At 63.0% G+C, this 19,521-nt stretch carries 17 protein-coding genes; 5 read left to right on the top strand and 12 right to left on the bottom strand.

What is annotated here, in order from left to right:
- Positions 1-43 precede the first annotated feature (43 nt).
- The 9 genes from rpmG to NKH16_RS00135 all read right to left on the bottom strand — a co-directional run bounded on the left by rpmG (position 44) and on the right by NKH16_RS00135 (position 9,728).
- On the bottom strand, positions 44-211 hold the full coding sequence (gene rpmG, locus NKH16_RS00095; protein ID WP_006201775.1) for a 50S ribosomal protein L33: 168 nt from the start codon (positions 209-211) through the stop codon (positions 44-46).
- Between the two features lie 321 nt (positions 212-532).
- A complete protein-coding gene (locus NKH16_RS00100) occupies positions 533-901 on the bottom strand; it encodes a YybH family protein (protein ID WP_352742557.1) in 369 nt (122 codons plus the stop codon).
- Between the two features lie 52 nt (positions 902-953).
- Positions 954-1,415, bottom strand: coding sequence for a YqfO family protein (locus tag NKH16_RS00105; protein WP_352619858.1), 462 nt, complete (start codon positions 1,413-1,415; stop codon positions 954-956).
- Positions 1,416-1,523: 108 nt separating this feature from the next.
- On the bottom strand, positions 1,524-2,699 hold the full coding sequence (locus NKH16_RS00110; RefSeq protein WP_352742559.1) for an MFS transporter: 1,176 nt from the start codon (positions 2,697-2,699) through the stop codon (positions 1,524-1,526).
- A gap of 16 nt (positions 2,700-2,715) precedes the next feature.
- Complete coding sequence (locus NKH16_RS00115; protein WP_352742561.1) at positions 2,716-3,450, bottom strand: NUDIX hydrolase; 735 nt, start codon at positions 3,448-3,450, stop codon at positions 2,716-2,718.
- Positions 3,451-3,523: 73 nt separating this feature from the next.
- Entirely contained in the window at positions 3,524-3,976 is a 453-nt protein-coding gene (locus NKH16_RS00120; RefSeq protein ID WP_023679976.1) for a DUF983 domain-containing protein, read from the bottom strand.
- Entirely contained in the window at positions 3,976-6,282 is a 2,307-nt protein-coding gene (gene rnr, locus NKH16_RS00125) for a ribonuclease R (protein ID WP_502895041.1), read from the bottom strand. The genes NKH16_RS00120 and rnr overlap by 1 nt, the downstream gene beginning before the upstream one ends.
- A 6-nt stretch (positions 6,283-6,288) precedes the next feature.
- The gene (topA, locus tag NKH16_RS00130; protein WP_352742563.1) at positions 6,289-8,904 is read right to left on the bottom strand and encodes a type I DNA topoisomerase; all 2,616 of its coding nucleotides are present in this window, start codon (positions 8,902-8,904) and stop codon (positions 6,289-6,291) included.
- A gap of 446 nt (positions 8,905-9,350) precedes the next feature.
- Positions 9,351-9,728 (bottom strand): COG4315 family predicted lipoprotein, encoded by a 378-nt coding sequence (locus tag NKH16_RS00135; RefSeq protein WP_352742565.1) that lies wholly within the window; start codon positions 9,726-9,728, stop codon positions 9,351-9,353.
- A gap of 187 nt (positions 9,729-9,915) precedes the next feature.
- Between NKH16_RS00135 and NKH16_RS00140 the strand changes: the two genes are divergently transcribed.
- On the top strand, positions 9,916-10,662 hold the full coding sequence (locus tag NKH16_RS00140) for a cytochrome c biogenesis CcdA family protein (protein ID WP_352742567.1): 747 nt from the start codon (positions 9,916-9,918) through the stop codon (positions 10,660-10,662).
- 67 nt (positions 10,663-10,729) lie between these two features.
- Here the strand turns inward: NKH16_RS00140 and NKH16_RS00145 are convergent, their stop codons facing one another.
- Entirely contained in the window at positions 10,730-11,623 is an 894-nt protein-coding gene (locus NKH16_RS00145) for an SDR family oxidoreductase (protein WP_352742569.1), read from the bottom strand.
- Positions 11,624-11,752: 129 nt separating this feature from the next.
- Here NKH16_RS00145 and NKH16_RS00150 point away from each other — a divergent pair, with 129 nt between their 5' ends.
- Complete coding sequence (locus tag NKH16_RS00150; protein WP_352742570.1) at positions 11,753-12,700, top strand: AraC family transcriptional regulator; 948 nt, start codon at positions 11,753-11,755, stop codon at positions 12,698-12,700.
- 130 nt (positions 12,701-12,830) lie between these two features.
- Positions 12,831-14,192 (top strand): bifunctional UDP-N-acetylglucosamine diphosphorylase/glucosamine-1-phosphate N-acetyltransferase GlmU, encoded by a 1,362-nt coding sequence (gene glmU, locus NKH16_RS00155; RefSeq protein WP_352742572.1) that lies wholly within the window; start codon positions 12,831-12,833, stop codon positions 14,190-14,192.
- A gap of 1 nt (position 14,193) precedes the next feature.
- On the opposite strand, the gene NKH16_RS00160 is transcribed toward glmU, so the two are convergent.
- A complete protein-coding gene (locus tag NKH16_RS00160) occupies positions 14,194-14,547 on the bottom strand; it encodes an ADP-ribosylation/crystallin J1 (protein ID WP_352742573.1) in 354 nt (117 codons plus the stop codon).
- Between the two features lie 227 nt (positions 14,548-14,774).
- Here NKH16_RS00160 and glmS point away from each other — a divergent pair, with 227 nt between their 5' ends.
- Together glmS and NKH16_RS00170 are read left to right on the top strand one after the other, a co-directional pair.
- Positions 14,775-16,598, top strand: a complete 1,824-nt coding sequence (glmS, locus tag NKH16_RS00165; protein ID WP_352455656.1) for a glutamine--fructose-6-phosphate transaminase (isomerizing) — start codon at positions 14,775-14,777, stop codon at positions 16,596-16,598.
- A gap of 80 nt (positions 16,599-16,678) precedes the next feature.
- The gene (locus NKH16_RS00170) at positions 16,679-17,431 is read left to right on the top strand and encodes a DUF502 domain-containing protein (RefSeq protein WP_023680026.1); all 753 of its coding nucleotides are present in this window, start codon (positions 16,679-16,681) and stop codon (positions 17,429-17,431) included.
- Here the strand turns inward: NKH16_RS00170 and recG are convergent.
- Complete coding sequence (gene recG, locus NKH16_RS00175; RefSeq protein WP_352742575.1) at positions 17,383-19,491, bottom strand: ATP-dependent DNA helicase RecG; 2,109 nt, start codon at positions 19,489-19,491, stop codon at positions 17,383-17,385. The two genes, NKH16_RS00170 and recG, sit on opposite strands and share 49 nt — an antisense overlap.
- Positions 19,492-19,521 lie beyond the last annotated feature (30 nt).

The raw sequence follows: 19,521 nt of genomic DNA on the forward strand, positions 1-19,521 counted from the left end.
GCCGCCCGGAAGGCGGCGTTTCAGTACTGCGAGAGAAACCCGATTACTTGATCTTGGTTTCCTTGAATTCGACGTGCTTCTTGGCGACCGGGTCGTATTTGCGGAACGACAGCTTGTCCGTCTTGGTGCGGCTGTTCTTGCTGGTCACGTAGAAGAAACCGGTGTCGGCGGTCGACAGAAGCTTGATCTTGATGTTTGCGGCTTTGGCCATGATATTCGTCCGTTAAATGTTCGTGGAGTTTTGGCCGCTGGAGCACGGGGAAACACCCGGACGCGGGAAACTTGCCGCGACACATAAAGAACGCGCCCGGAAAGTCAACCCTTGTCCAGGTTCTGTGTCGTAAGCAGATGAGTTGTCCGGATTAGGTAGCACATGAGTTGTCCGGGTTTATTGCCAGCCGATGGAGGCTGGGGACGAAGCGGACATTGATGTGCTACCAAAACCCGACAATTTGATTGGGTGCCGACAGCCGCGGGAGGCTCCTGTGTGCCTCCGGCCGTCCTCCGGGTGGCGTCTCAGTTTGAATGCTGGCTATGAGTATCGAGCGATGGACGGCTGATCGATCACCCAAAGCCAGTTCCCGTCACCTTGCCGGCGAGCGATTTCCGCAGTAACGGTGCCGTCGGCAAGGCGCGTGGAAGTGAGCGCCAAATCCCTGTTGATGATAGCCGGACGCTGATCTCCGAGATCAAACTTTCGTCCCGCTGCCACCAACTTGGCGTAAAATCGGCGGATGGCATCTCTGCCGCAGGCCAACTGTCCGTTGCCGGTATTGAGGATGGCACCGGGTTCGTAAAGAGCAGCCATTCCTTCCGCGTCTCCCGCTTGCTCACGAGAAACCAATAGCCGCGCCAGGTCCTGGGGATCGCTTGCCGGTTTGCGGTTTGCTTCATCATTCATCGGCAGGCTTCCTGACAGCCAAAATTCAAACCGAGATACGACCAGGTTCCGGTCACTCCGCCGCGACGGTTTCCGGTTGCAACGCCTTCTTCCAGTCTCCCGTCGTGTTCCACCAGCGGTTCGGGTTGGCGCGGTCGTCGAGACCCTTGGAGCGGCTGGCAAGCAGTGGCTGAATCCGGATCACCGGCTCCTGATAGCTGTGAACCTGGTAAATCGCTTCGACGACGCGAGCGGCGAGCTTCTGGTCATCGGGCAGTTCGAACGACACCTCGACAGTGCCCGACCGCCTGCGCAATTCCGTCTCGGCGCCGGCGGCGGCACCTTCAAGCGGCCGGTAACGTTCGATGCCGTCCGCCGACTGAAAGGCATTGCTGTCATATTTGCCCATTCCGAGCGGCGCGATCGCGACCACCGCTTCCATGATGCGGTCGACATCGGCTGCCGGTGCCTGAAAGGTCACCAGCAGCAGCAATTCCATCCGCAGCGATTTCGTTTCAAAGCCACTATCGATCATCCGAGGTCTCCCTGCTTATGCACTTTGGGGAGCATATACTCGAGCCCTCCTGACATGGTTGTGTCAGGAGTTGGTCAGCAGTGGGAGCGATGTCGGCAGCTGGCCGACTCAGAGGATTTTGCGGAGCAGCCTGGTGCCGACGAGCACGATATAGCAGGCGAAGAACAGGCCGAGCGCCCAACCGAAGCCCGACGGCCCGAAAGCGTCCATGCCGATGCCGATCGCCTGCGGGCCAAGCACCATGCCGACGCCGTAGCAGAGCACGAAGGCGGCGTTGGCGGAGGCCAATTCGTGGCCGGAAAGCTGCGAGCCGAGATGCGCCAGGCCGATTGTGTACATGGCAGCGACCACACCGCCCCAGACGAACAGAAGCGCTGCCATCAAATGCCAGTTCTGCGCGAAGTACGGCATGAAGACCGTGCCGGCAAGCCCGACGGTGGCACAGGCCATCAGCAGATAGCGACGGTCGCTTACGCGGTCGCTGATCATGCCGATCGGGATCTGCAACAGCACGTTGCCAAGCCCGATCATGGTGAGCAAAAGGGCGGCGTCCGCCTCTGAGTAGCCGATGCGGCTACCGTAGACCGGGAACAGTGCAAAGCCGCCGGTCTCGACTGCGCCGAACACCAGCACGGCCGCGGTCGCAGTCGGCACCAGCCAGATGTAACGCAGGAAATTGCTGGTTTCGCCGTCCGAGACGATCGTCGGGCTCTCGTTGCGTGCCGCCAGGACCGGTATGGCAGCGAGCGTAACCAAGGCGATGGTAACGCCGAAGGGCAGGAAGCCACTGCTGCCGAGATGGGCGAACAGCCAAGGCCCGGCGGCAAAGCCGAGAGACAGCACGGTGGCATAGATGCCGAGGACCAGTCCGCGCCGGTGTGGCGGCGCCGAGGTGCTGATCCAGAATTCCGACAGGATGAACAGCACCGTCAGCGCGATATGCAGCAGCACGCGCAGCGGAAACCACATCCAGAAAGCTGGCGCGAAATGGAAACCGACAAAGGCCAGCGCCCCGGCGGCGATCATGGCAAGCATCGTCCAGGCGACCCCGAACCGCATGGCGAGCGGGGTGGCGAGGGGCGCGCCGGCGATAGAGGCGAGGCCGGCGACCGCGGTGTTGAGACCGATCATCGACGCGGAATGGCCACGCGTTTCCAGGATCACGCTGAGCAGCGGCATGCCAAGGCCGATGGCAATGCCGACGACGCTGATCGACGAGATCGCCGCGACCATCGGCAGCCAGTGTACGCGTTCCTTGCCCTGCGGCTGGATGTCGACTGTCATGGAATGCCTGGCTGCTCTAGAGAATTTCGCGGACGAAGCGATTGCGGACAAGCCGGTAGAACGGCACGGGACCGCCGGGGCTCAGCAGCGGATCCCGGGCGAGCCGGGTTTCCAGCTCCTCCAGGACCGTGCGCGTGATGTCTGGAATATCGGCTTGCCGGGCCTTGGCCAGCGGCAGCCAAACGACGTCTTCCAACTCGTCGGTCGGACCGCCATCCGGCAGTTGCACGGCGACATCGTCGCGCCATGCGGCGAGAAAGCGCGTATCGAAGCGGCGCACCCGGTTGGGCGGGGTGATGGCGCGTGCGACGAAGCGCAGCGCTTGCAGTGATGGGATGACGCCGTGTTCGACAAAGCCCTGCCAGTCGCGCCTGCCGGTTGCGAACACGCCTTTTTGACCGATCAGCAGGCCGGCCTCCTCATAGGTTTCGCGGATTGCCGACAAGGCAATGGCGCGGGCGCGAGCCGGGCTGGTGCGACCGATGCCAGCGGTCAAACTCGCTTCTTCCTCGGGATGAAGTGCGGTGGCTATCGAGATGCGGCTGTCGGCCGGATCGGTGCGGCCGCCGGGAAACACGAATTTTCCTGGCATGAAGGCATGACGGGCGTGGCGCCGGCCCATCAGCACCAGGAACTCGTCGCCCTTGCGGTCGAGCAGGATCAGCGTCGCGGCGTCGCGCGGGCGTATAGGCTTGGCATCGAGCGCGATCCGCGCAACCTTGTCGATTTCCGCCTTGGTCATAACGTCCATGCGCTCGACCTAGCGGAATCTTCTCCGATGCGAAAGTGGCGTCCAGCCATGCCGATTTGCGCCAGCCTCGGTTTCAAGCCTCGGGATGCGACTCGATCAGATCTTCTTCACCGCCAAAGCCGTGCATATAAAACGCCCATTGCAGGCCGATGACAGCGCCCTTGACCGGCTGCAGCAGGACGACGGCGAGAATGATGGTCAATGGCACCCAGATGGCGATGTGCTGCCAGGTCGACAGCGTCGAGGTCGCTTCGACACCCATGAAGGCGCCGAGCACGATGTGGCCGACAATGACCACCACAAGATAGGCCGGCAGGTCGTCGGCGCGATGGTGGTGAAGTTCCTCGCCGCAATGATCGCATTTGTCGACGGTCTTGACGAAGGCGCGAAACAGCTTGCCCTCGCCGCAATGCGGGCAGCGGCCGAGCATGCCGCGCTTCATTGCCGTCCATAGCGGCCGGGCGGTCCGGCCCGAGTGATGTTCGCCGCCGAAAATCCGTTCTTCCACCTGCAGTTCTGTTGGCATTACCGTCTCCTGCCGCGCGAGCCTGGACGCGATTGCGACGCCCGGGCGCGGCCTTTGGCCTTGTGGAACGACCGTTTGGAGCCGGGCAGCGGCTTTGGCTCGGTCAGCATCTCGAAACGCATCGCGCCGGCCATCGGCGCCACCTCGATCAGGCGAACCTCGACGCGATCAGCAAGCTGATAGCCCTTGCCGGTGCGTTCTCCGAAAAGCGATCGAGCAGTTTCGTCGTATATATAGTAGTCGCCGCCCAGGGTTGAAACCGGAATGAAGCCATCCGCGCCATACTGCGGCAATTGGACAAACAGGCCCGATTTGGTGACGCCCGAGATGCGGGCGTCGAAACGGTCGTCGATGCGCTCGGCGAGATAGGCGGCGATCAGCCGGTCGACCGTGTCCCGCTCGGCGGCCATCGCGCGCCGCTCGGTCGCCGAAATCAGCGCCGAGACCTCTTCCAGCCGCTCCGCCTCGTCCTGCGTCAGGCCCGCCGGACCAAGGCCGAGTGCGGCAATCAGCCCGCGATGCACGATGAGGTCGGCATATCTGCGGATCGGCGAGGTGAAATGCGCGTAGCGCTTCAGGTTGAGGCCGAAATGGCCGATATTGGCGGGCGAATATTCGGCCTGGCTCTGCGAGCGCAGCACCACTTCGTTGACCAACCCCTCATTGTCGGCGCCGCGCACGCGAGCGAGGATGCCGTTGAACTGGTTCGGCCGCATTTGCGCGCCGCGGGCCAGCGACAGGCCGAGCGTCTGCAGGAATTCACGCAGCGATTCCTGCTTGGCGAGCGAAGGCGCATCGTGGATGCGGTAGACTAGCGCCTGCCGCTTCGCCTCGAGTGTCTCGGCGGCGGCGACATTGGCCTGGATCATGAACTCTTCGATCAGCTTGTGCGCGTCGAGCCGCTCCGGCACGACGACCTTGTCGACGGTGCCGTCCTGCTTGAGCAGGATCTTGCGCTCGGGCAAATCGAGTTCGAGCGGCTGGCGCGTGTCGCGGCCGCGCTTCAGGATCGCGTAGGCGTCCCATAGCGGCTTCAGCACCGTATCGACGATCGGGCCAGTCGTGTCATCCGGTGCGCCGTCGATCGCCGCTTGCGCCTGCTGATAGGCGAGTTTCGCCGCCGACTTCATCATGACGCGATGGAAGGAGTGTCTGAGTTTGTGGCCATCGGCCGAGAAAGTCATACGCACCGCTATCGCCGGACGATCCTGGCCCTCGCGCAGTGAACAGAGGTCGTTCGAGATGCGCTCCGGCAGCATCGGCACGACTCGGTCCGGAAAATAAACCGAATTGCCGCGCTTCAGCGCTTCGCGATCGAGCGCCGTGGCATAGCGCACGTATGCAGCGACATCGGCAATGGCGACGGTGACAACCACGCCGCCGGCGTTCTTCTCGTCGGTGTCGGGCATGGCGAACACCGCGTCGTCATGATCCTTGGCGTCGGCCGGATCGATGGTGAGCAGCGGCAGCTCACGCCAATCCTCGCGACCGGCAAGCGTCGCCGGCTTGACCGCCTCCGCCTCGGCGATGACGTCGGCCGGGAAAATATGCGGAATGTCGTGTGCGTGGATGGCGATCATCGAGACCGCCTTTTCGCTGGTCAGCGACCCCAACACCGCCAGAACCTTGGCTCGCGGCAGCCCGTAGCGCGAGGCCCGCGCCGGCTCGACCTCGACCAGATCGCCGTTCTTGGCGCCGTTCTGGAATTCCTTGTCGACGACCAGCTCCGGCTGGCGCCTTTCCACCGGCTCGATGCGGAACGTGCCGTCCTTCAGCACACGGAAAACGCCGAGAACCGCATCGGTGCGCTTCTCGAATATCTTCATCACCCGGCCGGTATAGGCGGGGCCTGCCGGATCGTCGGTCGGAAAGGTCTTGGCCAGCACGCGGTCGCCGATGCCAGGCGTCGGCCCATTGCCGCCGCGCGACACGCGGATCGCTATGACCGGAGGTTCGCCATTGCCAATCGCTTCGGTCGGGTGCGCCAGCAGCACACCGTCGGCGTCACGGCCGAAGATGTCGAGCACCGCGACGTGGGGCAGGGCGCCGACACGGGCAAGCCGCTTGCGCTCCTTGGTCAGCAGGCCTTCATCCTGCAGGTCGCGCAAGACGTCCTTCAGCCAGATACGGTCTTCGCCGCGCAGCGCAAACGCCTTGGCGATGTCGCGTTTTCCGGCGCGGTCCGGATTTTCGGCGATGTAACGCAGTATCTCGTCGCGTGAAGGCCGGTAATTGTCCCTGACCTTGGCACGGGTATCGGCGGTGCGCAGATCGCCGTGGCTTCTTCCGGAGACTTTGCGCGCCAACCCGTCCTATCCCTTTTTCCTGGCCGCCGGTTTTTTGGCCGCAGCCGATTTCTTCGCAGGCACGGCCGCTTTGCGGAAGGGCTTCCTGGCGCCATTGCCGCCCTTGGCTTCCTTTTCCGCAATGAGCGCCACCGCATCCTCGATCGTCACCGATTGCGGATCCTTGCCCTTCGGCAGCGTCGCATTGACCTTGCCGAAATTCACATAAGGCCCGTATTTGCCGTCGCGCACGACGATCTTGCCGCCGCCGGCAGGATGCTCGCCAAGTTCCTTGAGCGCAGCGGCTGTGCCGCCATTGCGGCCGCCTTTGCCCTTCAATTGCTTCTCGGCGATCACGGAGACGGCGCGATTGAGGCCGATCGAGAACACGTCCTCGATGCTGTCGAGATTGGCGTAGGTGCCGTCATGCAGCACGAACGGCCCGTAGCGCCCCAGCCCGGCCGAAATCATCTTGCCGGATTCCGGATGCTTGCCGACGTCGCGCGGCAGCGACAAAAGGGCGAGCGCCTTTTCGTGATCGATCGAATCGACCGTCCAGCCCTTGGGCAGGCTGGAGCGCTTGGCATCCTTGCCGTCGCCGCGCTGGATATAGGGGCCGAACCGGCCATTGCGCAGCGTGATCTCCTCGGCGGTATAGGGGTCCTTGCCCAGCACTTTGGTGCCGTCTTCGCCACCGCCGTTCTCGCCATTGGCATTGGCGGCGTCGCCGAGCTGGCGGGTGAAGGAGCATTCGGGATAGTTCGAACAGCCGACGAAGGCGCCGAACTTGCCGAGCTTCAGCGACAGGTTGCCGGTGCCGCATTTCGGACAGATGCGCGGGTTCGAACCGTCTTCCCGCGCGGGAAAGACCAGCGGCGCCAGTTCCTCGTTCAATGCATCGAGGACGTCGGTGACGCGCAACTCCTTGATGTCGGCGACGGCGCCGGAAAAATCCTTCCAGAAATCGCGCAGCACGTCCTTCCATGCGAGCTTGCCGTCGGAAATCTCGTCGAGCTTTTCCTCCAGCGAAGCGGTGAAGTCGTACTCGACATAACGCTCGAAGAAGCTTTCGAGGAAGGCTGACAATAGCCGGCCCTTGGCCTGCGGCACCAGCTTGCGCTTGTCGATGGTGACATAGTCACGATCCTCGAGCGTCTTCAGGATCGCCGTATAAGTCGACGGCCGGCCGATGCCCAACTCTTCCAGCTTCTTGATCAGCGAAGCTTCCGAATAACGCGGCGGCGGCTCGGTGGTGTGCTGGGTGGCGTTGATCGCCTCGCGTGTGAGCTGCTCGCCGGGACGGATCTCGGGCAGGCGGCGGCTTTCCTCGTCTTCCGAATCTTCTTCCTTCTGCTCGATGTAAGCGGCAAGGAAGCCGTCGAAGCGAACAACCGAGCCTACAGCGCGAAGCTCGGCGGTGCGCGGGCCGTTGACTGCCTCGATCTCGACCGTGGTGCGCTCTATCTCGGCCGGCTGCATCTGGCTGGCGATGGCGCGTTTCCAGATCATCTCGTAAAGCCGCGCCTGGTCGGCGTCGAGATACTGCCTGACGGAGGCCGGCGTGCGCATGAAATCGGTCGGACGGATCGCTTCGTGCGCCTCCTGGGCATTCTTGGCCTTGGCGGAATAGACGCGCGGCTTTTCAGGCAGGTATTTAGAGCCGAATTCCTTGGCAATCGCATCGCGCGCGGCAGAGATCGCCTCCTGCGCCATCTGCACGCCGTCGGTTCGCATGTAGGTGATCAGGCCGGTGGTCTCACCGCCGATCTCCATGCCCTCATAGAGCCGCTGCGCCACCTGCATGGTGCGGTTGGCCGAAAAGCCGAGACCCGATGAGGCTGCCTGCTGCAGCGTCGAGGTGGTGAAGGGCGGCCCGGGATTGCGCTTGGTCGGCTTGGCTTCGACAGACGCCGCCTTGAAGCTGGCGCCTTCGAGCATCGCTTTGATGTCGTCGGCCTGCGCCTTGTTGGAAATGTCGAGCTTTTGCAGCTTCTTGCGCTCGAAGGCGGTCAGCCGCGCCTCGAAATTTTCCTTGCGCGGCGTACCGAGAATGGCGGCGACCTGCCAGTATTCCTCGCGGATGAAGCGCTCGATCTCGGATTCGCGGTCGCAGACCAGACGCAGCGCCACCGACTGGACGCGGCCGGCGGAGCGGGCGCCGGGCAGCTTGCGCCACAGCACGGGCGACAGCGTGAAGCCGACCAGATAGTCGAGCGCGCGGCGGGCGAGATAGGCATCGACCAGCGGCGCGTCGATCTGGCGCGGATTGGCCATCGCCTCCAGCACCGACGCCTTGGTGATGGCGTTGAAGACGACGCGGCTGACCGGCTTGTCCTTCAACGCGCGCTTTTGCTTCAGCACTTCCAGGACATGCCAGGAGATCGCTTCGCCCTCGCGGTCCGGATCGGTGGCGAGGATCAGCCCGTCGGCGTCCTTGACCGCCTTGGCGATATCGGCGAGACGCTTTCCAGACGCGGTGTCGACGGCCCAGGACATGGCAAAGTCCTCATCCGGACGCACCGAGCCATCCTTGGCCGGCAGATCGCGGACATGGCCGAACGAGGCCAGAACCTTGTAGTTCTTGCCGAGGTATTTGTTGATTGTCTTGGCCTTGGCCGGCGATTCGACGACGACGACGTCCATACGGTCTCATATCAGTTGTGATGCGGCAGAAGAATTCCGCTGCGCGCGACGAAATCTCGTTCAATGTGTCGCTCACATGGCCGCGCTTTTGCATCCGGTCAAGGCCAAGCAGTCAAAATGCGGCCCTGTACCGAATGCGCAACCCAACGGCGCCATGCGATTTTCCGCAATCCTGGCTAAGGGAAATGGCCAGCTTATCGCTGGACAAGCCCGGCAATTGATCCTGGAGAACGGGACAAACTCTCCCGCGGATATAAGAGAAACATCGAGCACGCGCCAGCCCTGCTTGAACAGATGCTGTGAAGCGCGCAGTCGGTAGCCCGGCATTTTGCTCGGACAGTCGCAAGGAAGTACCGTGCTGAAAAGCTGGCCGCCGGGGCGGTTGAGTCGAGTTCCCAGCGACCAACCGTGTTACCGCCTGTTACAGCCGATCAGAAGCTCAAGGCCTAGTCGGCCTTGGCGATGTGCCAGACGCCGCCGACACCCTCGCCGGTCACGTCGCCGGCCTTCTTGTCCTTGATGAACGTGTAGAGCGGCTTACCTTCGTAGGCCCACATCCTGGTGCCGTCGGTGCGGTCGACGATCGTCCACTCGCCCTCGGCCTTGGCGTTGGCGTCAGCCTTCAGCGGCGGCCAATTGGCGGCGCATTTGTCGTAGCAGTTCGACTTGCCCGTCTCGTCCTTGTCGTAGGTGTAGAGCGTCATGCCGCTGGCGTCGGTGTAGATCTTGGTGCCGCCGACTTCCGCTTCCTTCCACGCCTCGGCGGCGAAGGATGCGGCAGTGCCGAGCAAAAGCGCGGCCGTGCCAATTGCGATCGTTTTCATGGACTTCTCCCTGGATCATTCGAAGAGCGCGCGGAACAACGCAGCTTCGTTTGATCAACGCTGCCTGGCTGCCCTTTCTTCCCGGGCGGGCGTCGACTTGCTACCCAATGTGATGGGGCCACGCGATGGTGATTGGCGGACGGCCGTTGTCGCGGCTATATGGCTGCGCAGTCATCGGGAGACGGAAATGGCATTGGACGTCGGCTATGTCAGTGCGATCGGGGCGGGAGCGATTTCGTTCCTGTCACCCTGCGTGCTGCCGCTGGTGCCGCCTTACCTGTGCTATATGGCCGGCGTGTCGGTCGACGATTTCCGCGGCGAGGCCGGCATTACGGCAAAGGCCGGTGCGCGAGGCGCGCTGGTTAATTCCTCCATCGCCTTCGTGCTCGGCTTTTCGACCGTCTTCGTCGCGCTCGGCGCCGGCGCCTCGACCATCGGCCATCTGCTGCGAGTCTGGCAGGAGCCGCTGGCAATGGCGGCCGGCGTGCTGATCATCCTGATGGGGCTGAATTTCCTCGGCGTACTGCGCATCCCTTTGCTTTCACGCGAGGCGCGCTTCCAGTCGCAAGGCAAGCCGGCCAGCCTGGTCGCGGCCTATGTCATGGGCTTGGCCTTCGCCTTTGGCTGGACGCCCTGCATAGGCCCGGTGCTGGGGCCGATCCTGACGCTTGCCGGCGGCCGCGAGACGGTGGGCGAGGGCGCGCTGCTGCTTGCCGCCTATTCGCTCGGCCTCGGTATTCCCTTCCTGGTCGCGGCGCTGTTTTCAGGCGCCTTCATGCGCTTTCTCGGAAAATTCCGCGTCCATCTCGGGCGTGTCGAAAAGGCCATCGGCGCGCTGCTGGTGGTCGCCGGCGTGTTTTTCCTGACCGGCGGCGTGCAGGCGGTGTCATACTGGCTGCTCGAGAATTTTCCGGTGCTCGGGCAATTGGGATAGGTTTGCCGCCCGGCCGAAGCGCGAGGCCGTAGCTGCGGCGCAAGGGCACCGCAGCTAAGTGATCCGTTCAGCCTTCGAAATAGCCCGGCTGGTCGATATCGGCGATGAGCCCGGGTCCGCTCGGCGCCCACCCCAGCAGCGCGCGAGTCCGCTCGCTCGAGGTCGGGACATCCATCGCCGCGAACATCGCGAACCAGCCAAAATGATCGGCGGCTTCTTCCGCGGACTTGGCGACGACCGGCACGTTCAGGCGCCGGCCGATCACGCCGGCGATGTCCTTGAACGGCACGCCTTCTTCGGCGATCGCGTGATATCGCCCGCCATCGGCTCCATGCTCGAGCGCAAGCCGGTAAACGCGGGCGGTATCGAACCGATGCACGGCAGGCCAGCGATTGAGCCCTTCGCCGATATAGGCCGACACGCCCTTCTTGCGAGCGAGGTCGATGAGAATAGGAACAAAAGCGTGGTCGCCCTGGCCATGGACCGACGGAGGAAGGCGCACAACCGACGCGCGCACGCCGCGTGCCGCCAGCGCGGCGGCTATCGCTTCGGAGGCGCGGGGATACGAAGCGGAAGAGGGGACAGGCGCATCTTCCTCGGTCGCGATACGGCCCCGCGCCTGGAGCGCGGTTCCGGAGGTGACGAGCAGGGGCCGCTCGGAGCCTTCGAGTGCACCGCCCAAGGCCTCGATGGCGCGCCGGTCCATCTCGCAATTTTGCGCGAATTTCGAGAAGTCGTGGTTGAAGCCGGTATGGATCACTCCATCAGCTGCCGCTGCGCCCCTGCTGAGGCTTTCGAGGTCTTCGAGGTCACCTCGATGCACCTCGGCTCCGGTGGCTGCAAGCGACTTGGCCGACGCCGCCGAGCGGGCGAGGCCGAGCACCTGATGGCCGGCGCCGATGAGTTCTTGAACGACGGCAGAACCGACGAATCCGGTCGCTCCGGTAACGAAAACACGCATCACGACTTCTCCTTGTTCGTTTCTGACCACGACCATTTTCGCGGCTCAGTTGTGTCGTGATAGGCGCTTGAGAAAATACGATCTATGCGGTAAAGTCCGTATTGTCTTCGCAATCGTCCGGAATGACCTGTGGATCCCCTTTCAGATGTGCTCTCGCTGCTGAAGCCGCGAAACTATATGTCGGCCGGTTTCGATGCTGGTGGTGAATGGTCGATCCAGTTCCCCGACCAGCAGCAAAGCATCAAGACCGGAGCGGTGGTCTCCGGTCGGTGCTGGCTATCTGTGGAGGGCGTTGCTGACGCAGTGCGCCTTGAGACGGGAGACTGCTTCCTGCTGCCGCGTGGACGGCCTTTCCGCCTTGCAAGCGACATGAGCTTGACGCCTGTTGAAGCCGTCAAGATTTTTCCGCCTGCGCGAGCCGGCGGTGTCGTGACCCACAATGGCGGTGGTGATTTCTTTCTGGTCAGCAGCCGCTTCGCGCTTGGCGGCAATCATGCCGGCATCCTGTTGCGGATGCTGCCAGCCATTGTGCATATCCGCAAAGAGTCGGACCAGTCGGCGCTGCGCTGGTCGGTGGAGCGGATGATGCAGGAGCTGCGCAAGCCGCAGCCGGGCGGCTTTCTGATGATCCAGCACCTCGCCCACATGATGCTGGTTCAGGCGCTGCGGCTGCATCTTTCGGAAGGATTGAAAGGTGGCATCGGCTGGCTCTTTGCCCTCGCGGATAAACAGATCGGCGCGGCGATCAGCGCGATGCATGACGATCCGGCGCATGGCTGGACGTTACAGGAACTGGCGGAACGGGCCGGCATGTCGCGATCGACCTTTGCGCTCAGATTCAAGGAGACGGTCGGCGCGTCGCCGATGGACTATTTGACGCGCTGGCGAATGCTGCTGGCCGGCGACCGGCTGACGAATTCCAGCGATCCCGTCGCCGTCATAGCGCTTTCGCTCGGCTACGAATCCGAAAGCGCCTTCAGCACAGCCTTCAAGCGGGTCATGAACTGTTCGCCACGGCAATACGGCCGTGGGCGAGCCTCCAGTTTCGCATCACGCAACGAGGCGGAAGCCGCCTGAGCCGATCGGTCTGAGCGTGTCGCGGGTTGGAGGTTCCACCGTCTCACCGGAATTTAACCGCATTGGTGCAGCATGGCGCCGGTGCTACTAACGCTTCGATTCCAGACCCCTTTCAACGGTTGCTGTCCCCATGAGCCAGAGATCCTGCCTGTCCATCATCCTCGCCGCCGGCGAAGGCACGCGCATGAAGAGTGCAGTGCCGAAAGTGCTGCACACAATCGCCGGCCTGCCGATGGTTGCCCATGTCGTCAAGGCGGCCGAAGCCGCCGGCAGCGGCGAGTTGGCGCTGGTGATCGGCCACGGCGCCGATGAGATGCGCAAGGCCGCACTCAAGTTTGCGCCGAAGGCCGAGGCTTTCGTTCAGGAAAAACGTCTCGGCACCGCGCACGCCGTGCTTGCCGCACGCGCAGCAATATCAAAAGGTTATGACGACATCTTGGTGATGTTTGGCGACACGCCGTTGATCGATCCGGAAGCGCTCGCGGCGGCGCGGCTGAAGCTGGCGGAAGGTGCGGCCGTCGTCGTGGTCGGCTTCCGTACGGAAAATCCTTCGGGCTACGGCCGGCTTATCGAAAAGGCCGGCAGGCTCGTGGCCATCCGCGAGGAGAAGGACTGCTCGGACGAGGAGAAGAAAATCACCTTCTGCAATGGCGGGCTGATGGCGGTCGCCGGCAGGCACGCGCTGAATCTGCTCGATCAAGTCGGCAGCAAGAACGCCAAGGGCGAGTATTATCTCACCGACATCGTCGAGATCGCCGCTGCGCAGGGACTTGATGTCGTAGCCACCGAAGCCAGTTTCGAGAACGCGCTCGGCATCAACAACCGTGCCGAGCTTGCCCAGGCGGAAGGTATCTGGCAGGCGCGCCGGCGGCGCGAGGCGATGCTTTCTGGCGTTACGCTGATCGCGCCCGAAACCGTGTTCTTCTCGCACGACACCGAGATCGGTGCCGACACGATCGTCGAACCCAATGTCTGGTTCGGGCCGGGCGTGAAAATCGCCACGGGGGCCAAGATCCATGCCTTCAGCCATATCGAAGGCGCCACCATCGCGTCGAATTGCGATGTCGGGCCGTTCGCGCGGCTGCGGCCCGGGGCCGATCTGAGAACCAAGGCCAAGGTCGGCAATTTCTGCGAGGTCAAGCAGGCGATCGTCGAGGAGGGCGCCAAGGTCAACCATCTGACCTATATCGGCGATGCCCGCATCGGCGCCGGCGCCAATATCGGCGCCGGCACCATCACCTGCAATTATGACGGCTATTCGAAATTCTTCACCGATATCGGCGAGGGCGCCTTCATAGGCTCGAACTCCTCGCTGGTGGCGCCGGTGTCGATCGGCAAGGGCGGCTACATCGCCTCGGGCAGCGTCATCACCGAAAGCGTACCCGACGATGCGCTGGCCTTCGGCCGCGCCCGCCAGCGGACTCTAGCCGGCAAGGGCAAGGAGTTGCGAGAGCGTTTTTCTCAGGCCGCGGCGGCCCGCAAAAAAGGGTAGACTAGCGGAACTCGGCGACAAGCTGGATTTCGCCAACGATTGCATTGTTGAACGTCGACAGGTCTTCGGCCGGGATCCAGTATTCCAGATGCGCCCGGCTGCCGGCATGCTGGACGCTGTAACGGTCCAGAAAGCTGCGACGCACCTCGAAACGCGTCACGAAACCTGATCCGCTCGCGGGCACATTCCAGTCTCGGGCGATCTGGGTGGCATAGGCCTCGCTGGTGACCGGATAGAAGATCGGCTGATCGGCAAGTCGAGGAGGAAAGGCGCGCATCCCTGCCCTCTGGATCAACTCCAGTTCGCGGGGGCCAACCGGACGCCAAAGCGTCACCGTGTCAATTCGTTCGTTCATAGCCGCATCATGTCTTTGACTGATTTCTGGAGCCGTTGAGCCGAGATAGGATACATAAGCGGAGAAACTGAGCAATTGCAGTAACCGGATTGCAAGTGCGCCCTGTCATGGTGCATCTGTGCAGGATAGTCCGGCTGATACCGGACGAAATGGAATGTGATTTTTCGCGACAGCCCGGCAGTCTCTAAATAGCGCCGGGTTTGAGGTCGGAATCGGGGGCAAGCGCCATGTGCGGTATCGTTGGAATTGTGGGTAACTCGCCGGTCGCGCCGCTTATCGTCGATGCGCTGAAAAGGCTCGAATATCGCGGCTATGACTCGGCCGGCGTCGCCACGATCGAGCATGGCAGGCTTGACCGCCGCCGCGCCGAGGGCAAGCTGGTCAATCTCGAGCGCCGGCTGAAGGACGAACCGCTCGACGGCATGATCGGCATCGGCCACACGCGCTGGGCCACACATGGCGTTCCAAACGAGAGCAATGCGCATCCGCATTTTTCCGACGGCGTCGCCATCGTCCATAACGGCATCATCGAGAATTTCGCCGAATTGCGCGACGAGCTGATGCGCGACGGCTACAGCTTCGCCTCGCAGACCGATACCGAAGTCGTCGCTCATCTGGTGGCGCGCGAACTGGCCAAGGGGCTGAAGCCGGTTGAGGCGGCGCACAAGGCGCTGAAGCGGCTGGAAGGCGCCTTTGCGCTCGCCATCATGTTCAAGGGCGACGAGGATCTGATCGTCGGCGCGCGCAATGGCCCGCCGCTCGCGGTCGGTCATGGCGACGGCCAGATGTTCCTTGGCTCCGACGCCATTGCGCTTGCCCCTTTCACCAATTCGATCACCTATCTGGAAGACGGCGACTGGGCGGTGGTGCGCCGCAACGAGGTCGATATTTTCGACATGGGCGGCAACAAGGTCGACCGCAAACGCCAACAGTCGCTCAGCACGAGCTTCATGGTCGACAAAGGCAACCGCCGCCATTTCATGGAAAAGGAAATCCATGAGCAGCCGGAAGTGATCTCGCACACGCTGGCGCATTATGTTGATTTCGTCAGCGGCGTCTCGAAGCCGCTCGACCTGCCGTTCGATTTCGCCAAGATCGACCGGCTGGCGATCTCGGCCTGCGGCACCGCCTATCTCGCCGGGCTGATCAGCAAATACTGGTTCGAGCGCTATGCGCGGCTGCCGGTCGACATCGATGTCGCTTCGGAGTTCCGCTATCGCGAGATGCCGCTGTCGAAGAACGATGCCGCTTTCTTCATCTCGCAATCGGGTGAGACCGCCGACACGCTGGCGTCGCTGCGCTACTGCCGCAAGGCCGGCATGAAGATCGGCGCGGTCGTCAATGTGCGCGAATCGACCATGGCGCGCGAATCCGACGTCATCCTGCCGACGTTGGCCGGCCCGGAGATCGGCGTCGCTTCGACCAAGGCGTTCACCTGCCAGCTTTCCGTGCTGGCCTCGCTGGCGGTGCGGGCGGGCGTGGCGCGCGGAACGATTTCGCAGGAGCAGGAGAAAACGCTGATACGCGAGCTGTCGGAAGCGCCGCGTTATGCGAACCAGGTGCTAAAGCTCGACGGGCAGATCGAAAAGGTCGCGCGCGACCTCTCGCACTACAAGAATGTGCTTTATCTCGGCCGTGACACCAATTTTCCGCTGGCCATGGAAGGTGCGCTGAAGCTCAAGGAGATCTCCTACATCCATGCCGAAGGCTATGCTGCCGGCGAGTTGAAACACGGCCCGATCGCGCTGATCGACGAGAACATGCCCGTCATCGTCATCGCGCCGCATGACCGCATCTTCGAAAAGACCGTGTCGAACATGCAGGAGGTCGCGGCACGCGGCGGCAAGATCATCCTGATCACCGACAGCAAGGGCGCTGCACACGCTACGGTGAAGACGATGGAGACGATCGTTTTGCCGGACGTGCCGGAAATCATCTCGCCGATCATCTACGCGCTGCCGATCCAGATGCTCGCCTATTTCACCGCCGTGTTCATGGGCACGGATGTCGACCAGCCGCGCAATCTGGCGAAATCGGTAACGGTGGAATAGGTCTCGTTTAAAAACTTCGCCATTCCAAAGCGCCTTGGGGTTCAGTAGTGTCGCGCTGCAAACACACGCTGCGGTGAACCATGTCGGATGCTCTCAAGACCTCAGGCATGACCCGGCTGAGAAACTATTTCCTGACCGGCTTCGTCGTTTGCGCGCCGCTGGCGATTACCGCCTACATTGCCTGGTCGCTGATCGGCTGGGTCGATTCCTGGGTGAAACCCTACATTCCGGTACGCTACAATCCGGACACCTACCTGCCGTTTCCAGTGCCGGGTTTTGGGCTGATCGTTGCCTTGATCCTCATCACCTTCATCGGCTTTATGACCGCCAATATCGTTGGCCGCGCCATCGTCAATTTCGGCGAGCGCCTGCTTGGCCGCATGCCGCTGGTGCGCGGCATCTACCGTTCGCTGAAGCAGATTTTCGAGACCGTGCTGTCGAACAAGGGCGACATGTTCCGCCAGGTCGGGTTGGTCGAATATCCGCGCAAAGGGGTCTGGTCGCTGGTCTTCGTCGCCAGCGAGAAGGAAACCGAGATCAACCAGAAGCTCGACCGGGAAGGCGATCCGCTGATTGCCGTATTCATGCCATGTACGCCCAACCCGACGACGGGCTTTCTGATGTATGTGCCGAAATCCGACATTGTGCTGCTCGACATGACAATCGAGGACGGAGCCAAGCTGATCGTGTCGGCCGGCTTGGTGGCGCCGGCGGTCAAAATGGTGACGGTGAACGGCGAGCAGATCCACGGCGCGCTTGCCAATCCTCCGCTCGACACGATGCCTCAGCCGGCACGCAGGAGCCGCACGGCCTCGTCGCGGCCGAACAGATAGAGCAACAGGCGCAGCGCCGTGCCGCGATCGGACTGCAATTCCGGATCGCGCGACAGGATCAGCCGCGCATCGTCGCGAGCGGCCTCGAGCAGGTCGGCATGCGCCTCGATGCGCGCCACCTGGAAGCCCGGCGTGCCGGACTGGCGGGTGCCGAGCAACTCGCCTTCGCCGCGCAGCTTCAGATCCTCTTCGGCGATACGGAAGCCGTCCTCGGTCTCGCGCATTACCGACAAACGGCGTTTTGCCGTCTCGCCGAGCGGATCCTTGTAGAGCAGCACGCACGATGAAGGCTTGTCGCCACGCCCGACCCGGCCGCGCAATTGGTGCAACTGGGTAAGGCCAAAACGCTCGGCATGCTCGATAACCATGATTGTCGCATCAGGCACATCGACGCCGACCTCTATCACTGTGGTGGCGATCAGGATACGGGTGTCACCCTGCTTGAAGGCGCGCATCGCCTCGTCCTTGTCGGCGCCTTTCATGCGACCATGCACCAGGCCGACGCGGTCGCCGAACAGCGGCTTCAGCGAGGCAAAACGGTCCTCGGCCGACATCAGCTTGATCTCCTCGGATTCCTCGACCAGCGGACAGATCCAGTAGATTTTCTGGCCATCGGCGACGGCGTCGAGCATGCGTCCGATCAGTTCGTCGAGCCGTTCAAGCGGCAAGGTGACGGTGCGGATCGGCTGGCGGCCGGCCGGCTTTTCCGTCAGCTTCGACACATCCATGTCGCCGAATGCAGTCAGCACCAGCGTCCGCGGTATCGGCGTTGCTGTCATCACCAGCATGTCGGGCGCATCGCCCTTGGCGGTAATGGCAAGGCGCTGATGGACGCCGAAACGGTGCTGCTCGTCGACGACGGCGAACACGAGGTCACGGAACGTCACCGTTTCCTGGAACAGCGCATGGGTGCCGACGACGATGTCGATGTCACCATTGGCCAGCCCGGTCAGCGTGTCGGCACGCTCGCGGCCCTTTTCGCGACCTGTGAGGACAGCGACACGCAGGCCGGCCCGTTCCGCCAACGGCGCAATCGTTGCCAGATGCTGGCGCGCCAGGATTTCGGTCGGCGCCATCAATGCCGCCTGGCCGCCGGCCTCGACGGCACGCGCCATGGCAAGCAACGCGACCACCGTCTTGCCGGAGCCGACATCGCCCTGCAAAAGGCGCAGCATGCGTTCGGGGTCACCGAGATCGGCGTTGATTTCGGCAAGCGCCATTTCCTGCGACATGGTCAGCGAATAGGGGAGTGCCACGCGCAGTTGTTCGACTATGCGGCCGTCGCCGACGAGTGGCCGGCCAGATAATCGGCGGACCTTGGCCCGCACCAGCGCCAGCGATACCTGGCCGGCCAAGAACTCGTCATAGGCAAGGCGCCGCCACGCTGCGCCGTCGACAGAGATGTCGATCGGGTCGGCAGGATTGTGGATGCGGTTGAGCGCATCGCTAAAAGCAGGAAAGGCATGGCGGCGCTGGAACTCACCGTCCTGCCATTCGGGCAGCACCGGCAGGCGGGCCAGCGCCTGGCCGATGGCCCGGCGCAGCACCTTGCCCGAGAGCCCGGCGGTCAGCGGATAGACCGGCTCGACCAGCGGCAGGTTTTCCGCGTCGCCGGCAAGTGCGATATGGTCGGGGTGAACCATGGTCGGGCGGCCGTTGAACCATTCCATGCGGCCGGAGACGACGACATGCTCGCCTGCGGGCATTGCTTTTTCGAGATAGGCGGCATGGGCATGGAAGAAGGTCAGCGCGATCTCGCCGGTGTCGTCATGGGCGTAGACCCGGTACGGGACCGACCTGTTGCCGCGTGGCGGCGGCTGGTGGCGGTCGATGCGGACGTCGAGCGTAACGATGGCGCCTTCCGCCGAGCCGGCGATGCCAGGCCGGTTGCGGCGGTCGATGACAGTATGCGGCAGCACGAACAAGAGATCCCCGGCGCGCGCGGCCCGGTCGCCGAGGTCGGCTGCCACGACTTTTTCGATCAGGGCGCCAACTTTTGGCCCGACCCCGGCAAGCGAGGTGATCGGGACAAACAGCGGATCGAGGAGGGAGGGACGCATGATGTCAGCTTATGTTGCGGCGACTGTAGC

This window comes from Mesorhizobium sp. M1307, assembly GCF_040318155.1.
Taxonomy (GTDB): domain Bacteria; phylum Pseudomonadota; class Alphaproteobacteria; order Rhizobiales; family Rhizobiaceae; genus Mesorhizobium.

Bases quoted from the DNA above. Each gene is read 5' to 3' on its own strand.
- rpmG (WP_006201775.1), bottom strand. From the start codon at position 211: ATGGCCAAAGCCGCAAACATCAAGATCAAGCTTCTGTCGACCGCCGAC.
- NKH16_RS00100 (WP_352742557.1), bottom strand. From the start codon at position 901: ATGAATGATGAAGCAAACCGCAAACCGGCAAGCGATCCCCAGGACCTG.
- NKH16_RS00105 (WP_352619858.1), bottom strand. From the start codon at position 1,415: ATGATCGATAGTGGCTTTGAAACGAAATCGCTGCGGATGGAATTGCTG.
- NKH16_RS00110 (WP_352742559.1), bottom strand. From the start codon at position 2,699: ATGACAGTCGACATCCAGCCGCAGGGCAAGGAACGCGTACACTGGCTG.
- NKH16_RS00115 (WP_352742561.1), bottom strand. From the start codon at position 3,450: ATGGACGTTATGACCAAGGCGGAAATCGACAAGGTTGCGCGGATCGCG.
- NKH16_RS00120 (WP_023679976.1), bottom strand. From the start codon at position 3,976: ATGCCAACAGAACTGCAGGTGGAAGAACGGATTTTCGGCGGCGAACAT.
- topA (WP_352742563.1), bottom strand. From the start codon at position 8,904: ATGGACGTCGTCGTCGTCGAATCGCCGGCCAAGGCCAAGACAATCAAC.
- NKH16_RS00135 (WP_352742565.1), bottom strand. From the start codon at position 9,728: ATGAAAACGATCGCAATTGGCACGGCCGCGCTTTTGCTCGGCACTGCC.
- NKH16_RS00140 (WP_352742567.1), top strand. From the start codon at position 9,916: ATGGCATTGGACGTCGGCTATGTCAGTGCGATCGGGGCGGGAGCGATT.
- NKH16_RS00145 (WP_352742569.1), bottom strand. From the start codon at position 11,623: ATGCGTGTTTTCGTTACCGGAGCGACCGGATTCGTCGGTTCTGCCGTC.
- glmU (WP_352742572.1), top strand. From the start codon at position 12,831: ATGAGCCAGAGATCCTGCCTGTCCATCATCCTCGCCGCCGGCGAAGGC.
- NKH16_RS00160 (WP_352742573.1), bottom strand. From the start codon at position 14,547: ATGAACGAACGAATTGACACGGTGACGCTTTGGCGTCCGGTTGGCCCC.
- glmS (WP_352455656.1), top strand. From the start codon at position 14,775: ATGTGCGGTATCGTTGGAATTGTGGGTAACTCGCCGGTCGCGCCGCTT.
- NKH16_RS00170 (WP_023680026.1), top strand. From the start codon at position 16,679: ATGTCGGATGCTCTCAAGACCTCAGGCATGACCCGGCTGAGAAACTAT.
- recG (WP_352742575.1), bottom strand. From the start codon at position 19,491: ATGCGTCCCTCCCTCCTCGATCCGCTGTTTGTCCCGATCACCTCGCTT.